The 15,870-nt window shown below is 74.9% G+C and carries 15 protein-coding genes and 1 pseudogene; 5 read left to right on the forward strand and 11 right to left on the reverse strand.

Translation table 11 applies throughout. The features are described 5' to 3' along the window. Window positions 1-73: 73 nt before the first annotated feature. Both ACTMTB_RS25330 and ACTMTB_RS25335 read right to left on the reverse strand, forming a co-directional pair. Window positions 74-724 carry a mycothiol-dependent nitroreductase Rv2466c family protein gene (locus tag ACTMTB_RS25330; protein WP_210778016.1) on the reverse strand — a complete coding sequence of 217 codons (651 nt, stop codon included), beginning with the start codon at window positions 722-724 and terminating at the stop codon, window positions 74-76. A gap of 360 nt (window positions 725-1,084) precedes the next feature. Beyond that, a complete protein-coding gene (locus ACTMTB_RS25335; protein ID WP_441148714.1) occupies window positions 1,085-1,612 on the reverse strand; it encodes a 2'-5' RNA ligase family protein in 528 nt (175 codons plus the stop codon). Between the two features lie 59 nt (window positions 1,613-1,671). Between ACTMTB_RS25335 and ACTMTB_RS25340 the strand changes: the two genes are divergently transcribed. Continuing rightward, the gene (locus tag ACTMTB_RS25340; RefSeq protein ID WP_441148715.1) at window positions 1,672-2,091 is read left to right on the forward strand and encodes a nucleoside deaminase; all 420 of its coding nucleotides are present in this window, start codon (window positions 1,672-1,674) and stop codon (window positions 2,089-2,091) included. On the opposite strand, the gene ACTMTB_RS25345 is transcribed toward ACTMTB_RS25340, so the two are convergent. Beyond that, window positions 2,088-2,693, reverse strand: a complete 606-nt coding sequence (locus ACTMTB_RS25345) for a response regulator transcription factor (RefSeq protein WP_441148716.1) — start codon at window positions 2,691-2,693, stop codon at window positions 2,088-2,090. The two genes, ACTMTB_RS25340 and ACTMTB_RS25345, sit on opposite strands and share 4 nt — an antisense overlap. Next, window positions 2,690-3,841, reverse strand: coding sequence for a sensor histidine kinase (locus tag ACTMTB_RS25350; RefSeq protein WP_441148717.1), 1,152 nt, complete (start codon window positions 3,839-3,841; stop codon window positions 2,690-2,692). The genes ACTMTB_RS25345 and ACTMTB_RS25350 overlap by 4 nt, the downstream gene beginning before the upstream one ends. Before the next feature lie 200 nt (window positions 3,842-4,041). Between ACTMTB_RS25350 and ACTMTB_RS25355 the strand changes: the two genes are divergently transcribed. Together ACTMTB_RS25355 and ACTMTB_RS25360 are read left to right on the forward strand one after the other, a co-directional pair. Continuing rightward, a complete protein-coding gene (locus ACTMTB_RS25355; protein ID WP_441148718.1) occupies window positions 4,042-4,878 on the forward strand; it encodes a hypothetical protein in 837 nt (278 codons plus the stop codon). A 66-nt stretch (window positions 4,879-4,944) separates the two neighbouring features. Beyond that, window positions 4,945-6,699: pseudogene (locus ACTMTB_RS25360) on the forward strand (DEAD/DEAH box helicase); the annotation flags it as partial. A 135-nt stretch (window positions 6,700-6,834) separates the two neighbouring features. Here ACTMTB_RS25360 and lon read toward each other — a convergent pair. From lon to ACTMTB_RS25385, 5 genes are all read right to left on the reverse strand, one after another. Beyond that, window positions 6,835-9,165 carry an endopeptidase La gene (gene lon, locus ACTMTB_RS25365; RefSeq protein WP_441148719.1) on the reverse strand — a complete coding sequence of 777 codons (2,331 nt, stop codon included), beginning with the start codon at window positions 9,163-9,165 and terminating at the stop codon, window positions 6,835-6,837. A 38-nt stretch (window positions 9,166-9,203) separates the two neighbouring features. Beyond that, window positions 9,204-9,446 carry a hypothetical protein gene (locus ACTMTB_RS25370; RefSeq protein WP_441148721.1) on the reverse strand — a complete coding sequence of 81 codons (243 nt, stop codon included), beginning with the start codon at window positions 9,444-9,446 and terminating at the stop codon, window positions 9,204-9,206. 54 nt (window positions 9,447-9,500) lie between these two features. Beyond that, window positions 9,501-10,754 (reverse strand): putative manganese transporter, encoded by a 1,254-nt coding sequence (locus ACTMTB_RS25375; protein WP_441148722.1) that lies wholly within the window; start codon window positions 10,752-10,754, stop codon window positions 9,501-9,503. Window positions 10,755-10,820: 66 nt separating this feature from the next. Beyond that, a complete protein-coding gene (locus ACTMTB_RS25380; RefSeq protein ID WP_358006137.1) occupies window positions 10,821-11,690 on the reverse strand; it encodes a manganese catalase family protein in 870 nt (289 codons plus the stop codon). 88 nt (window positions 11,691-11,778) lie between these two features. Continuing rightward, entirely contained in the window at window positions 11,779-12,513 is a 735-nt protein-coding gene (locus ACTMTB_RS25385) for a sensor histidine kinase (RefSeq protein WP_441148723.1), read from the reverse strand. 65 nt (window positions 12,514-12,578) lie between these two features. Between ACTMTB_RS25385 and ACTMTB_RS25390 the strand changes: the two genes are divergently transcribed. Beyond that, window positions 12,579-13,217 carry a response regulator gene (locus tag ACTMTB_RS25390; protein ID WP_441148724.1) on the forward strand — a complete coding sequence of 213 codons (639 nt, stop codon included), beginning with the start codon at window positions 12,579-12,581 and terminating at the stop codon, window positions 13,215-13,217. Between the two features lie 138 nt (window positions 13,218-13,355). Continuing rightward, complete coding sequence (locus tag ACTMTB_RS25395) at window positions 13,356-13,703, forward strand: histone-like nucleoid-structuring protein Lsr2 (RefSeq protein WP_238450399.1); 348 nt, start codon at window positions 13,356-13,358, stop codon at window positions 13,701-13,703. 130 nt (window positions 13,704-13,833) lie between these two features. Here ACTMTB_RS25395 and ACTMTB_RS25400 read toward each other — a convergent pair whose 3' ends face one another. Beyond that, entirely contained in the window at window positions 13,834-14,358 is a 525-nt protein-coding gene (locus ACTMTB_RS25400) for a DinB family protein (RefSeq protein ID WP_441148725.1), read from the reverse strand. Between the two features lie 202 nt (window positions 14,359-14,560). Further along, on the reverse strand, window positions 14,561-15,853 hold the full coding sequence (locus ACTMTB_RS25405; protein ID WP_441148726.1) for a hypothetical protein: 1,293 nt from the start codon (window positions 15,851-15,853) through the stop codon (window positions 14,561-14,563). Window positions 15,854-15,870 lie beyond the last annotated feature (17 nt).

Here is a 15,870-nt window from a genome sequence, read left to right on the forward strand (position 1 = left end):
ACTTGAGGCCGGCTTGAAGATCGATGGGGGTCGGGGCGCCGGGCGGCGATGGCCCGGCGCCCCACCCGGTCGGTCAGTCGAAGGACGGGCCGAGATCGCGGCTGCGCTTGAGCTCGTAGAAGCCGGCCGTGCCGGCGACGAGGAGCACCCCGTCCCAGAGGCGACCGGCCGCCTCGCCGCGCGGCGCCGGCGTGACCACCGGGCCGAAGAACGCCACGGTCTCCCCGGCCACCGGGCCCGGGGCGTGGATGACCGGGGTGCCGACGTCCGTGCCGACCGGCTTCATCCCCGCGTCGTGGCTGGCCCGGACCGCGTCGTCGTGCGTGGTGCTCTCCGCCGCGGCGGCGAGGGCCGGGTCGAGGCCGGCGTCGGCCAGCGCCGCCCGGTTGAGCGCGTCGCCGAGCGGCTGGCCGCCCGGGTGGATCCGGGTGCCGAAGGCGGTGTAGAGGTCGCGGAGCACGCCCTGTCCGTGGGCCTGGGCGGCGGCGACGCAGATCCGCACCGGCCCCCAGGAGCGACGGCGCAGTTCGAAGTACTCGTCGGGTCGGTCCCGGTACGGCTCGGGCACGTCGTCGTTGCCCTCGTTGAGCACCGCGAGGCTCATCACGTTGAACCGGACGTCGACCGGGCGGACCCGCTCCACCTCCAGCAGCCAGCGGGAGGTCACCCACGCCCAGGGGCAGACCGGGTCGAACCACATGTCCACGGTTCCGCGGTCGTTCATGCTGATCCTTCCTGCACCGTCGCGGGCCCTTCAGCCCGTCCCTGTGGTGATCCTCCCCCGTCGGGTCGATCGGGCCGGACCCTCGCGGACCGCACGGCGGGTGACGTCGATCACCACGCTCGGTCATCGGCGACTGCGGGCCCGGCCCGCCGTCCGCGCCGTCGCCGAAGGGGTACGCGCACCGGCCGAGGGGCCGCCCGCCGGTCGGCGGGCGGTCGCCCGATGTCGGCTCAGCGCACCGTGCGGGCCGTCCGGCCACGGCGAAGCCGGCCGGGTCGGTGGGGTTGTCGAACGGGTGGCAGCGGGCGCCGCCGACGGGTCCAGGCCGGCGGGAGCGCCGGGGGCAACCACCGACCGGCGTCAGTTCGCCGGAGAGACCCTTCCCAGCGGGCTGACCGTCCGGCTGTCGCCGTCGTAGCTGCGAGCGGCCACGAACTCCCCCGCCGGCCGGTCGACGCAGGCCAGGGCCCGGGCCAGCCGCCGGTCGTTGTCGCGGAAGCGCAGCGCGAGACTCAGGTGGGGGATCCACCGCCCCGGGGCGTGCCACGGGTGCTGCCCGTCGGCGCCGACGAGCACGTCCCAGACGGCGGCGTGCAGGGCGGTCAGCTCGCGGGTGGGGCGGACCAGCCAGACCAGCGGGGCGCTGCCGTCGAGCACCTCGACGCGGTCGAGCCGGACCGGCAGGGGCAGCGCGGCGTCGAAGAGGTCGGCGAGGCGTTCGGCGGCGCCGGGCGGGAACGCGTCCACCGAGGCGATGGTCAGGTGCGGCCGGTTGGTGTGGTGGGTGTTGCGGGCCAGGCTGGGCAGTCCGGCGGCGGCGAGCCGGTCCCAGGCGGCACGCACCGTACCCTCCAGCGGTGGGGAGCAGAGCAGTTCGACCGTACGCACGCCCGCCAGGCTAGTGGGTGTGTGATCACCCGCGGCCGGGGAAACGGGGTGGGGTGGGCGTGCTGACGGAGACCGACGAACGACACCTGCGCCGGGCCATCGCGCTGGCCGGCACGGCCCGGGCGGCCGGGGACGGCCCGTTCGGGTCGCTAGTGGTCGCCGCCGACGGGCGGGTGCTGGCCGAGGAGGTCAACACCGAGCGGACCGACGACGACATCACCGCGCACCCGGAGCTGAAGCTGGCCCGCTGGGCGGCCCGGCGGCTGGCCGCCGACGAGGCGGGCCGCGCCACGATGTACACCAGCTGCCAGCCGTGCGGGATGTGCGCCACCGCCATCGAACGCTCCGGGCTGGGCCGGGTGGTCTACGCGCTCAGCGCCGAGCAGCTGGCCGGGCTGGGACCGGCGGAGGCGGCGCCGCCGGTGGCGTACGCCGGGCCGGCGCTGTTCGACGAGGCGCGGGCGGCGGTCGCGGCCTAGAGCCAGCCGGCTTCGCGGGCGATCCGCACCGCCTCGGCCCGGTCCGCCGCGCCGAGCTTCTGCACGCTCGCGGACAGGTGGTTGCGGACCGTCCCGGCGGCCAGCCCGGTACGCCGGGCGATCACCGCGACCGGGGCGCCGTACTCGGCCAGCCGCAGCGTCTCCAGCTCCCGTGGGGTCAGCGGGCAGGGCGGCAGGGTGAGCGCGTCGGCGGCCAGCGCCGGGTCGACGTACCGGGAGCCGGCGTGGACCCGGCGGATCACGTCGGCGAGCGCGCCGCCCGGGGCGCCCTTGGGCAGGAAGCCGCGGGCCCCGGCGGTGAGCGCCTGCCGCAGGTGGCCGGGGCGGCCGTGGCCGGTGAGGATCACCACCGCGCACGAGGGCAGGGCGCGGCCCAGTTCCGCCGCCAGCTCGATCCCGCCCGGCGCCGGCATCTCCAGGTCGACCACGGCGACGTCCGGCCGGTGCGCCCGCGCCGCGTCGAGCGCGCTCCGCCCGTCGGCGGCCTGCGCCACCACCTCGAGGTCGTCCTCCAGGCCGAGCAGGGCGGCGAGGGCCTGCCGGATCAGCTCCTCGTCGTCGGCGAGCAGGACCCGGATCACGCGGTCACCGGCACGGTCGCCCGGAGGGTGAAGACGCCGCCCGCCCGGTCGGTACGCAGCCCGCCGCCGACCGCCGCCAGCCGCTCGGTCAGGCCGCGCAGCCCGTGGCTGTGCCGGTCCGGCCCGGCGTCCGCGCCGATTCCGTCGTTGCGCACCGTCATCGTGGCCACGTCGCCCTCCCGGGTGATCTCGATCCGGCACCAACCGGCCCGGCTGTGCCGCAGCACGTTGGTGCCCGCCTCGCGCAGCACCGCGGCCAGCTCGGCGGCGGCGCCCGCCGGCAGGTCGGCCGGCGGCGGCACGACGTCGCACCGCACCCCGCAGGAGCGCAGCACCTCGGCCACCGCGGCGAGCTGTTCGGCGAGGTCGACCGTTCGGTAGCCGTGCACCGCCGCGCGGACCCGGTGCAGCGCCGTGCCGGCGAGCCGCTGCACCTCGGCGGCCTCCCGGCCGGCCCAGCCGGCGTCGACCGGGGCGAGTCGGGCGGCCAGTTCGGCCTTGAGCGCGATGACCGTCAGGTCGTGCCCGAGCAGGTCGTGCACGTCCCGGGCGAAGCGCAGCCGCTCCTCGGCGGCGGCGAGCCGGGCCCGGGCCGCCTGCCCCTGCCGGGCTTCGACGAGCAGGTCCCAGAACCAGACCTGCACCCGGTTGACGGCGGCGGTCCCGCCGCCGACCAGGCCGGTGACGAGCAGCGCGGTGCCGAGCGCGCCGCCGGTCCAGGCGGCCACGCCGATCGCGACCGCCACGGTGGCCGCGGCGGCGGCCAGCGCGGCGGCCGGCCGCAGCAGCAGCGGCGTCATGCCGATCAGCGAGGCGCCGAGCCAGGCCCAGGTCGGCCAGGCGCCGGCCGCCACCGGGCCGACCAGCGGCACGCTGAGCGCCGCGACGACGGCGAACGCGACCTCGGACCGGCGGCGCCGCCGCTGGTGCAGCCAGGGGGTGACCGCCGCGTGCAGCACCGCGCCCTGCGCGAGGGCGAACGCGACCACGCCCACCGCGCCGCACGCCAGCCGGACCGGGTCGGGCTCGCGGGCCAGGCCGATCCCGGGCAGCAGCAGGCTGGTCCAGAGGCTGGTGGCCAGCGACCCGAGGGTCACGACGCGGGCCCGGCGCAGCCGCCGGTCCGTCACCGCCGCGCCGACCGTCATGTCCGCCGATCCTAGGGCGTGTCTCCCGGATCTCGTCGAGCCGAGACGAGGCCCAGGCGGCGATCCGGGAGACACGCCCTGGGGCGTCGCCGGCCCCGGCCACCCCTGCGGAACGTCACGGTCGGGCCGTGCGCCCCGCACGGGTTTTCCGTGCCGGTCGCGCCTGTCGCCCGAGCGCCAATCGGCGGCAGGGTCGAGGCATGTCCGAGACACTCGCCGTACCCTCGTCCCCGCCAACCCCCACGGACCGCCCCGGCCGCCGCCTGCTGCGGCACCTGGTCGAGATGACCGTCGCCATGGTGGTCGGGATGCTGCTGCTCGGTCCGCTCTGGCGGACGGCCGGCGCGGCGCTGGGCCTCGCCGGCACGCTGGCCCGGCCCGAGGTCGCCGCCCTGGTGATGGCCACCGACATGTCGATCGGAATGGCCGCGTGGATGTGGCACCGGGGCCACCCGGCGCGCGCCACCGCCGAGATGGTCGCCGCCATGTACCTGCCGTTCCTGCTGCTCCTCGCGCCCTTCGCCGCCGGGCTGGTCGGCGCGGACGCGCTGATGCTCGGCGGGCACCTGCTCATGGTCCCCGCGATGGCGCTGGTGGCGGTGCGGCACCGGCACGAGCACCCGGCGCCGGGGCCCCGGCACCCGGTGGCCGACGCGCTGGCGCGCCGCTGGCCGACCTGGCTGGCGCTGCTGATGACGGTCGACAACTGGGTCTCCCCCACGGTGCCGCCGCCGGTGCTGCTGCTCGTGCTGCCGGCCGGTTACCTGCTGATCGGCACCGCCCGCCGGCAGTGGCGCACCCCGGGCCTGCTGCCGGTGCAGCTGGCCGGCCTGGCCGGCTGGACCGCGCTGGCCGGGCTCGCGGCGGTCGCGGATGACGGCCCGGCGCGCTGGCTGGTGGCCGCCGGCTGGCTCGGGCACGCCGCCTGGGACGTCGCGCACCACCGGGCCGGGCGGGTGGTGCCGCGCGGGTACGCCGAATGGTGCGCCGTCCTCGACACGGTCGTCGGGGTCACCGTGGTGCTGACCATCCTTTGAGTGGCCCGCACGACGGTTGTGCCGGTCGCCGGAGCGGACCGGGGCCGGTGATGAAAAGCTTTGCCCATGAGTTCCGCACCCGCACCGACCGACCCGACCAACCCTGACAGCACCGACGAGGCGACCGCCTTCGCGGATCTCGGGCTGCGCGCCGAACTGCTCGGCGCGCTCTCGGCCCTCGGCTACGAGGAGCCGACCCCGATCCAGCGGGAGGCGATCCCGCCGCTGCTGGCCGGTCAGGACCTGCTCGGTCAGGCGGCGACCGGCACGGGCAAGACGGCCGCGTTCGCGCTGCCGCTGCTGCAGCGGATGCCGGACGGGCGCGGCGGCGGCGACCCGGTGTCGCTGGTGCTGGTGCCCACCCGGGAGCTGGCGGTGCAGGTGTCGGAGGCGTTCCACCGCTACGGCAAGGACCTGGGCACCCGGGTGCTGCCGATCTACGGCGGCCAGCCGATCGGCCGGCAGCTGCGGGCGCTGGACGCCGGCGTGGACGTGGTGGTGGCCACCCCGGGTCGGGCCCTGGACCACATCGCCCGGGGCACCCTGCGCCTGGGTGAGCTGGCCACGGTGGTGCTGGACGAGGCAGACGAGATGCTCGACATGGGCTTCGCCGAGGACATCGAGGCGATTCTGGAGCACGCCCCGGCGCAGCGGCAGACGGTGCTCTTCTCAGCCACCATGCCGTCCCGGATCGACGGGATGGCCCGCCAGCACCTGACCGACCCGGTACGCATCCAGATCGGAAGGGAGAAGCCGGTCGCCGGCGAGGCGCCCCGGGTGCGGCAGAGCGCGTACATCGTCGCCCGGGGGCACAAGCCGGCCGCGCTGGGCCGGGTGCTCGACGTGGAGTCCCCCACCGCGGCGATCGTCTTCTGCCGCAGCCGCGAGGAGGTGGACCGGCTCACCGAGACGATGAACGGCCGGGGCTACCGGGCCGAGGCGCTGCACGGCGGGATGAGCCAGGAGCAGCGCGACCGGGTGATGGGTCGACTGCGGTCGAGCACCGCCGACCTGCTGGTCGCCACCGACGTGGCCGCCCGCGGCCTGGACGTGGAGCAGCTCACCCACGTGGTCAACTACGACGTGCCGTCGGCGCCGGAGTCGTACGTGCACCGGATCGGCCGGGTGGGCCGGGCCGGGCGGGAGGGCGTGGCGATCACCCTCGCCGAGCCGCGCGAGCACCGGATGCTCAAGACCATCGAGCGGGTCACCGGGCAGCGGATCACCATCGACAAGATCCCGACGGTGGCCGACCTGCGCACCCGCCGGCTGGAGCTGACCCAGGCCGCGCTGCGCGAGTCGCTGCTCGAGGACGACCTGGACCCGTTCCGGGTGATCGTCGAGACGCTCAGCGACGAGTTCGACCTGATGGAGGTCGCGCTGGCGGCGGTGAAGCTGGCCCACGAGGCGGCCGGGCCGACCAGCGAGGACGAGGAGGAGATCCCGCAGGTCGCGGTCCGGGCCCCGCGGGAGGGCCGGCCGGAGACCGGGGGCCGGGGTGAGCGGCGTGGCGGCGCCCGGCCGCGCACCGGCGGCACCACGCAGGTCTTCATCGGGCTGGGCCGGCGCGCCGGCGTCCGGCCGCAGGACCTGGTGGGGGCGATCACCGGGGAGACCGGGCTGAACGGTCGGGACATCGGTTCGATCGAGATCGCGGACCGGTTCTCGCTGGTGGAGATCCCGGTCGGCGTCGCCGACGACGTGATCGCGGGCCTGCGCGGCAGCACCATCAAGGGCCGCAAGGCCACCGTACGGCGGGATCGGGACGGCGGCGAGGGCGGCGGCGAGCGCCGCTTCGACGGCGGTGACCGGCGCGAGCGCCGGGACTTCGGCGGCGAGCGCCGCGACCGGGACTTCGGCGGCGAGCGCCGCCGCGACCGGCCCTGAGGTACGCCGAGGCCCCCGGTCGGTCGGACCGGGGGCCTCGTCGTGTTCCGCCGCCTCGGGCGGCGCCGGTCAGGCGGCGGCGAGCGCCGGACCGGTGAGGGTGTCGGCGTCGGCCGGGCGCAGCGCCAGGGCGAGCACGTCGGCGACGTCGGCGAGGGTGTGCACGGTCAGCGCCTCGCGGACCTCGGTGGGCAGGTCGTCCAGGTCCGGCTCGTTGCGGGCCGGGATGATCACCTCGGTCAGGCCGGCCCGGTGGGCGGCGAGCAGCTTCTGCTTCACGCCGCCGATGGGCAGCACCCGGCCGGAGAGGGTCACCTCGCCGGTCATCCCGAACTCGGGCCGCACCGGCCGGCCGGTCACCAGGGACGCCAGCGCGGTGACCATGGTGATGCCGGCGCTGGGGCCGTCCTTGGGCACCGCGCCCGCCGGCACGTGCAGGTGGATCCGCCGCCCGGCGAGGGCGTTCGGGTCCAGCCCGTACCGGCGCCCATTGGAGCGCAGGTACGACCAGGCGATGTGCGCGGATTCCTTCATCACGTCGCCGAGCTGGCCGGTGAGGGTCAGCCCCGGCTCGCCCTCCATGCTGGTCGCCTCGATGAAGAGCACGTCCCCGCCGGCGCCGGTGACCGCCAGGCCGGTGGCCACGCCGGGCACCGCCGTGCGCTCGGCCGACTCCGGGGTGAACTTCGGCCGGCCCAGGTAGCGGGCCAGGTTGCCGGTGTCCACCCGGACCGGGGCCGGGTCGCCTGCCAGCTCGACGGCGACCTTGCGCAGGATCTTCGCCAGCGCGCGTTCGAGCTGCCGCACGCCGGCCTCGCGGGTGTGCTCCCCGGCGATCCGGGCGAGGGCCTCGTCGGCCACGGTGACCTCGTCGGCGGTCAGGCCGGCCCGCTCCCGCTGCCGGGGCAGCAGGTGGTCCCGGGCGATGGCCACCTTCTCGTCCTCGGTGTAGCCGTCCAGGGTGACCAGCTCCATCCGGTCCAGCAGCGGGCCGGGGATGGTCTCCACCACGTTGGCGGTGGCCAGGAAGAGCACGTCGGACAGGTCGAGGTCGACCTCCAGGTAGTGGTCCCGGAAGGTGTGGTTCTGCGCCGGGTCGAGCACCTCCAGCAGCGCGGCGGCGGGGTCGCCCGCGTAGCCGGCGGCCAGCTTGTCGACCTCGTCGAGGAGCACGACCGGGTTCATCGAGCCGGCCTCCCGCAGCGCGCGGACGATCCGGCCGGGCAGCGCGCCGACGTAGGTGCGCCGGTGACCGCGGATCTCGGCCTCGTCACGGACGCCGCCGAGCGACACCCGGACGAAGTTGCGCCCGAGCGCCCGGGCGATCGACTCGCCGAGGCTGGTCTTGCCGACGCCGGGCGGGCCGGCGAGGGCGAGGACCGCGCCGGAGCCGCGACCGCCGACCACGCCGAGGTTGCGCTCGGCCCGCCGGTTGCGCACCGCCAGGTATTCCAGGATGCGGTCCTTCACGTCGGCCAGGCCGGCGTGGTCGGCGTCGAGCACGGCGCGGGCCGCGGCCAGGTCGGTGTTGTCCTGGGTACGCGTGGTCCACGGCATCTCCAGCACCGTGTCCAGCCAGGTACGGATCCAGCCCGCCTCCGGGGAGGCGTCACTGGCCCGTTCCAGCTTGCCGACCTCGCGCAGCGCCGCCTCGCGTACCTTCTCGGGCAGCTCGGCGGTCTCGACCCGGGCCCGGTAGTCGGCGGAGCCGTCGGGCTCGTCCTCGCCCAGCTCCTTGCGGATGGCGGCGAGCTGCTGGCGGAGCAGGAACTCCCGCTGGGACTTCTCCAGCCCCTCGCGGACGTCGCTGTTGATCCGCTCGGTGACCTCCTGCTCGGCGAGGTGGTCCTTCACCCAGCCGACGAGCAGTTCCAGCCGGGCGACGACGTCCGGGGCGGCGAGCAGTTCGGTCTTCTGCGCCAGGGTGAGCCAGGGCGCGTAGCCGGCCGCGTCGGCCAGCTCGGAGACGTCGGTCATCCGCTCCATGGCATCGATGACCTGCCAGGCGCCGCGCTGCTGGAGGACCGAGGTCATCAGCGCGCGGTACTCGCGGGCGAGTTCCCGGGCCCGGCCGGCCGGGGCGGGTTCGTCGAGTTCGGTCGCCTCGACCCAGAGGGCGGCGCCGGGTCCGGGCACGCCGGATCCGATCCGGGCCCGGGCGAGGCCGCGGATCACGGCGGCGGGCTCGCCGTCGGGCAGCCGGCCCACCTTCTCGATGGTGGCGATCGTGCCGACGGAGCCGTACTCGCCGTCGATGCGGGGCACAGCGAGAAGCTGCTTGTCGCCGGTGGCGCGGGCCGCGTCGACCGCGGCCTGGGTGGTCGGGTCGAGGGTCACCGGGATGACCATGCCGGGCAGCAGGACGGCGTCGGTCAGCGGAAGTACCGGAAGAGTTGCCATCGAGCACCTGCTATCGCGTTGAGTTGAGCGTGTCAGGCTCAAGTCACAAAGCGTTCCCCTTGTTCCTGGGTGTGACCCAGGCCACCCCGCCGGGCGGGGCGGGACGGGAGCAGGTCGCGGGGTCGCCCACCGGCGAGGGCGACGGCCACCGGGACGGCGAGGCCGGTCAGCGCCAGTGCGGCGACGGTCGGGGCGGGCAGGCCGGACAGCAGCGCGACGGCGGTCAGGGCGAGGAGGACGGCGAGCTTGCGCCGGGCCGTGCGGACGGAGCGGGGTGACACGGTTGCCTCCTTCGTACGGCTGGTCGGGGCGGGTCGGCGCCCGCCCCGACCGGGTCAGAGCAGGACGAGCAGGGCGGCACCGACCGCCGCCGCGGGGATGGTGGTGGTCACGGTGGCCAACGCGGCCGAGTGCCGGCGCAGCGCGGCGAGCGGGATCAGCGCGTCCCCGTCCTGGCTGATGGCGTTCGCCACCAGGGTCGGCAGCGGCAGCCCGCCGCTGACGTAGAGCCCGGTGAAGACGATCTGGACGGCACACCCGGGGATCAGTCCGATGGCCGCGCCGACGAGCACGCCGAGCAGGCCGGTCAGCGCCAGTTGCGAGCCGTCGAACCCGGTGACGGTGGTGACCACCTGCCAGCCGAGATACGCCACGGCAACCCAGACGGTGACGAAGGACGCCTCGTGCGCGCTGTGCCGCAACGTCTCGCGCAGCGACTGCGGGTACGCCGTCTCCAGGCTGTCGTCGGCCAGCCGCCCCCGGCCGGCGGTGAAGATCAGCACCGCGACCAGCGTGCCGAGCACCCCCAGCGCCAGGTACGGGTCGACCCCGCCGAGCGCCCGGGTCAGCACGGTGGGGTCGACCATCTGGAACACCACCGGCACCGACACCGCGAACGCCGGCGTGGTCAGCCCCCAGAACGCCGTGGCCGGGTCGGGCCGGCGCCGCCCGTCGAGCAGCCCGGCCCGCCCGGCGACCGTGCCGCGGGATCGCGGACCGGCGGAGCCGCCCGGGCCCACCGACTGGGCCGGAACCGCGTCGACCGGCCCGGCCAGGGCCGAACCGACCGGGGCGGCCACGGCGGCGCTGGTGGCCGCGGCCGGCACGGCGCGGCCGACCACGGCGGGGACGGCGCCGGTGGCCGGCGTCCCGACGGCCGCGACCACGGCCGGGATGCCGGGGCGGGCGCGCCGGCGGGCCGGGTCGATGCCGAGCGCGTCGACGACGTACCCGGTGACCAGCCCCACCGCGAAGAGCAACATGTGGATCTTGAAGGCGAAGAGTGGATTCCAGGCCAGCACCACCCAGGACGAGTCCCCCATGGTGGCGGCCAGCGCGGCCACCACCGTGCCGAAGGAGACCTTGCCCCGGGCGTAGAGCGGCATCAGCACGATCGCGCCGCCGCAGCCGGGGCTGACCCCGAGCAGCGCGCCGACCAGCGGGCCGAGCCGGGGGCGGTGGGTCAGCCCGTCGGTGATCCGGTCCCCGTACCGCCAGCGCAGCCAGCCGAAGAGCGCCACCATGACGGCGACGTACACACCCACCTGCATGAAGGCGTCCGCCAACGGACGCACGACGAGTTCGGTCACAGCGCACCTCCTGCACGTACGGGTGCCGCCGGGCCGTCCCTGCGGGGACGGCCCGGCGCGGCGACCTCAGGTGAGCTTGCTCTTGACCTTGGTGGCAATGCCGCCGGCGACGCCCGGGTTGGTGCCGTACAGACGCGGGTCGCCCGGGGCCAGCACCGGCTCGGGGGCGTGGGCCCGCGGGCTGTGGTCGTAGCGGAACTCGCCCTTGCCGTCGGGCGTCGGCCCGGAGGCCCACCGCCCCTCGGCGGCGTCGTTGCCCGGCGAGAAGTCCAGGTAGGTGTAGCTGAACTGCTCGGTGAACTCCTTGGAGTCGGGGAAGGCGTCCGGGACCGGCATCTCCTCCAGCCCGTCCTCCTTGAGCTGCTCGATCGCCGCCATCCACATGTTCTGGTGCATGGTGTCCCGGGCCAGCAGGAAGCGCAGCATCTGCTTGACGCCCGGGTCGTCGGTCATGTGGAACAGCCGGGAGACCTGCAGCCGGCCCTGCGCCTCGGCGGTGACGTTGAGCTGGAAGTCGGCCATCAGGTTGCCGCTGGCGGTGATGAAGGCCGCGTTCCACGGCACGCCGTTGCTGTCCGTCGGCAGGGCGCCGCCGCCGCCGTGGATGAAGTGCGCCGGGTTCGACCCGCCGTAGATCGCCCCGACCATCGGATTGTCGTCGGCTGCCTCCTGCAACGACAGGGGCGCGTTCTCCAGCAGCCGCGTGATCATCGTGGCGATCATCTCGACGTGGCCCATCTCCTCGGTGCCCACGTCCAACAGCAGGTCCTTGTACTTGCCGGGCAGCCGGCAGTTCCAGCCCTGGTAGAGGTACTGGTTGGCGACCGTCATCTCGCCCCACTTGCCGCCCAGGATCTCCTGGAGCCGGCGGGCGAACGCGGCGTCGGGGCCGTCCGGCTTGGCCTCGAACTGCAGGTCCTTGATGTGGCTGAACATTATTTTTCCTCCTCGGTGCGGTCGGGGTGACACCGAGCGGGGTTCCCGCCGCGCCGACCCGTCGGGGCCATCCGGCGGCCCCGGGGGGTCAACCCGGTCGGCGGCCGCCCCGGGGCAGCAGCACCTCCACCGCCACTCCGCGCGGACGCAGCCGGTGCGCCCGCACCGACCCGCCGTCGGCGGCGACCAGCTGGCGCGTGATCCACAGGCCGAGTCCGTGCATTCCGCCGCCGGGTGTGGGCCGGCGCAGCGCCTCGGCGAGACCGTCGGTCGACCGGCCCTGGTCGGTGACGAGGATGCTCAGCCCGGCCGGGCGCACTGCGGCGTAGAGCCCGACCCTCCCGTCGGCCGGTCCGTGCCGCAGCGCGTTCTGCACCAGGTTCACCAGCACCTGGCGGGTCCGCCGCGCCGGCACCGGAGATCCGCCGGCCCGGCGGGTGACCCGGGTACGCAGCCGGTGCGGCGGGACGAGGGCGGCCACCACGGGCAGGAGATCGGCCAGCGGCGCGTCCGGCTCCCGGCGGACGGCCGGGGCCAGCGCGCCTCCGCCGGCGGTGACCGCGCGCAGCAATCCGTCGAGGTGGGCGGCCTGTTGGCGGGCCAGCTCGCTGATCGCCCGGCGTTCCTCGGCGGCCAGCCGCCCGGTGTCCTCGGCGAGCGCCCGGGTGAGCGAGGCCAGCGAGCTGACCGGGGTGCGCAGCTCGTGGCAGAGCACCCGCAGCACCAGCCCCGGGTCGGCGGGTTCGCCGAACGATTCCCCCTGATCGGGGCTGGCGGGCCGGCCCCGCCGCACCAGCGTCCTGTTCCCGTGTCGCGCACGCATCCGCCCAACTCCCTCTTATCCCCACAAATCCGCATGATCCGTACCCGTTCGGGAAGGAAACAGGCATGCTCGACGCCCCCATCCGGCTGGTCGTCGTGGACGACCATCCGCTCTTCATCCGCGGCCTGGAGCTGCTGCTGCCCGCCAGCACCGACGGACGCGCCCGGGTCGTCGACTCCACCGGCGACGCCTCCGCCGCCGCCTCGCTGGTCGGTCGCACCCAGCCCGACCTCGCCCTGGTCGACCTGCACATGCCGCCACCCGGCGGGATCCGCGCGATCGCCGCCATCCGCCGCACCACCCCGCGGGCACGGGTGGTGGCGATGTCCGGCGGGGACGACCCGGCGCCCGCGCTGGAGGCGCTGCGCGCCGGGGCGGAGGGGTTCCTGCCCAAGAGCAGCGAGCCGGAGGAACTGCTTCCCCCGATCCTGGCCGTCCTCGACGGCTGGGCGGTGCTGCCCGGCCCCCTGCTGCGCGGCCTGCTCCGGCCGGCCCACAGCAGCTCGGTCGACCTGGACTCCGAGGAGCGGCGGCTGCTGCGCTCCATCGCGGCCGGTCGCAGCACCGTGGAAATCGCCGAGCAGTTGCACGTCTCGGAGCGGACGGTGAAACGGATGACCGCCGCGCTGCTGCGCAAGCTGCGGGTGTCCAGCCGCGCGGAGGCCGCCGCGCTGGCCGGACACGCCGGACTGCTCACCGACTGACGCCGCCCGCCATTGGCCGCGCGGATTTTCCACGATTGGCGCGACTCGTCAAATGAAAGCGACGCATATTGTTGCGGATTAGCCGGCCGATACGTCAAACTCTTGACCACACCCCGCCCGACACAGGGAGCAATGGCGATGGCAAGGAAAGTAATCACCGTTCTGACCGACGACCTGGACGGCGGAAAGGCCGACCGGACCGTCGAGTTCAGCCTGGACGGGGTGGCGTACACCATCGACCTCTCCGACGAGAACGCGGGGGTCCTGCGCAAGGCGCTCGACCCGTACATCAGCGCTGGCAGGCGAATGGGGCGGGGCAACGTGGACGCCGGTCGCCCGGTCCGCCGCCCGGCTCGCGCCGCGGTCTCGGGAATGGACCGCGAGCAGAACCGGGCCATCCGGGAATGGGCCGCCAAGAACGGCTACGAGATTTCCGAGCGGGGCCGCATCCCGGTCAACGTCGTGGAGGCGTGGAAGAACCGCTGACCGGCGTCGCCGGGGGCATCACGATCCGCCGCGCAGGGGTCACGCTGAGAAATCAGCGTGGCCCCTACGCTTTTCGCCGCGTTCACAATTTTCACCCGGTGGCGCTCCCCGGTCGGTGCGCGACGCCCGGTCACTCGCCGGTGACCCCGTCGAGCAACTGTCGGGCCACGTCGAGCTGACCCAGGTGCCGGGCGTACTCCTGAAGCAGGTGGAACAGGATCCGGCCCAGCGACGGCGCGTCCGCGGCGGCCTGGAACCGGCCGCCGAGCGCGGCCCGCCGCGACAGCGGCACCCCGGCGACGATCCGGCGGGTGTGCGCCACCTCCGCCCGGTACGCCCGCCACACCTGCTCCGTCGACAGGGCGTCCACCCGCCACTCGGCGTCGTCCTCGCCCGGCGGGCACGGGGCGACCTGCTCCGCGGCGAAGCCCCACCGGATCCAGCGCCGCTCCACCCAGCCCAGGTGCCGCACCAGCCCGAGCGGCGCCCAGCCGAGCCCGTCGACGGGACCGCGCAGCTGCTCCGCCGAGAGGCCGGCGGTCTTGCGGGCCAGCGCCTCCCGGTACCAGTCGAGATAGCCGACCAGCAGCTCCCGAGGGTCGTCGACGTGGTTGCCCGGGCCGTCGAGCAGGACCGGGAAACGGGTGTCCGACATCCACCGACCCTACGGCCGGGCCGGGCCCCTCGCCACGGTCCCGATCGGCCGGTGGACCGGGCCCGCCGGCAACCTGGCCGCCGGCCCGGCTCGGCGACGCCGGTGCACCGCGCTACGCGCCCCGGCTGCGGCGCTGGTCCGGGGATACGTCGCGGGCCGCCCGGATCTCTCCGGACGGCCCGCGACGGTGTCGTACGACAGGTCAGTCGACCTCGATCCGCACCACGTCGAAGGCGGGGGTCTGGTTGGCCCGCTCCATCATCGGCACCCGGTGCGAGCCGTCACCGGCCCAGACCGCGCACTGCGCCGTGCCCGACTGCGGCAGGCCCGGGATCTGGATGGTCACCTCGTCGGCCTGTCCACCGCCGCGACCGTCCTCGGTGGCGACGAAGAACGCCGGCACGTCCTGCGGGTTCGACGGCGCCTCATCGGTGCTCTGCAGCATCCGGCACGCGGTGTGGAAGTGACCGCGAGTCAGCCCCTGGCCGTTGAGGACCGAGCTCTCCAGGTAGTAGCCGCCCTGGCCGGCGGCGAGGAACCGGTCGCGGATCAGGTTCCGGGTGGAGACCTGCAGCGCGAACGGCTGGTTGCGCTGCACCTGCTCCGGGAACTCGGTGATCAGCAGGGACGGGTTGTTGGCGGCGGCGCCGACCTCACCGAAGGCCGTGCTGACGCACCGGTTACCGTTCTGGAAACCGTCGTGCGGCTGGAGGTCGCTGTTGGTGCAGTCCTTGGCCAGCACGCCGAGATTGTTTCCGCCGTTGTTGTTTCCGCCGCCGTTCTGACCACCGTTGTTCTGTCCGCCGTTCTGACCACCATTGGTCGGGGCGGCGGTCGGGGCGCCGGTCTGACCGCCATTGGCGCCGCCATTGTTGTTGTTCGCGGCGACGGTGCATTTCGCGAGCTGGTCCAGACCCTGCGGGCGCGGACCCACCCGGTCGATGGTGGTCGTGATCCGGTTCAACGTCGCGCGCCGCTTGTCCTCCAGCGGACGCAGGATGGCGTTGTTGATGAAGGTCTGCCCGTTGCGGCCCTCGGCGGCCAGCCGCCGGTCGGCCTCGGCGATCTGGGTCTGCAACAGCGCGAGGTTCCGGTCGACCTCGGCCCGGGCGCGGTCCGGGACGCGGGGAAGCTTGCCGGCGACGTCCGGGCAGACCACGCCGGAGGCGACGGTGGTCACCGGCGCGTTGCCGTCCTTGACGGCCTGGCACTCGGCGACGGACATCTGGCCGTCGCCCCAGTGGTTGCGCACCCAGCGCCCGTTCTGCCACGTCTGCGTGGTGCTGCCGCGACCGCTCGGCGAGGTGGCGCCGGGACTCGGCGCCACGCAGGCGGACGAGACGTTGCGGGTCGTCGTCCGCCGATTCTCCTGGGCCGACGAGATCTGGGTCACCGCGGCGATACCGCCGAAGACCGCGAGCGCGCCGACCGCCGCCAGCAGCCGCTTGCTCCGCGCGTTACCGGATGACCGGCGCGCCCCTGTGGACCTGCGCATCGAATTGCTCTCCTTCT

The organism is Micromonospora sp. L32 (assembly GCF_052068055.1).
GTDB lineage: Bacteria > Actinomycetota > Actinomycetes > Mycobacteriales > Micromonosporaceae > Micromonospora > Micromonospora purpureochromogenes.